The 323-nt window shown below is 45.5% G+C and carries 1 protein-coding gene; it reads left to right on the forward strand.

Annotated elements, in window-relative coordinates; genetic code table 11:
- Positions 1-323 (forward strand): TonB-dependent receptor domain-containing protein (locus AB4512_RS24630; protein WP_372176096.1); only part of this gene is annotated, 323 nt, incomplete at both ends.

A 323-nucleotide genomic window follows, 5' to 3' on the forward strand; every position in this document is an offset into this window, starting at 1 on the left:
ATGGCAATGAAGAGCTGAAGCCTGAAACGAGCTGGAACTATGAGATTGCAGCGATATACAGCCAACCTCGTTGGAACGTTGAAGGTGCCTTGTTTCGCAATGAAATTAACGACCTTATTGATCGTGACGAAACCTACTGCGAGAACGGCGGAATGTTTGAATCGGGTAAAGGGTGTGCCGATAGTTCTAGCTCAACTGGCTATGTGAAAGGAAAACGTACTTATACCAATGTGTCTGAGGCTGTGGTTCAAGGTGCTGAGCTTACTGGCCAATTCCAAATTACTGATGAATGGGGTGTGTCTGGTAACTACACATTCTTAGAC

It is taken from the genome of Vibrio sp. 10N.222.52.B7 (assembly GCF_041474275.1).
Classification (GTDB): Bacteria; Pseudomonadota; Gammaproteobacteria; order Enterobacterales; family Vibrionaceae; genus Vibrio; species Vibrio crassostreae_C.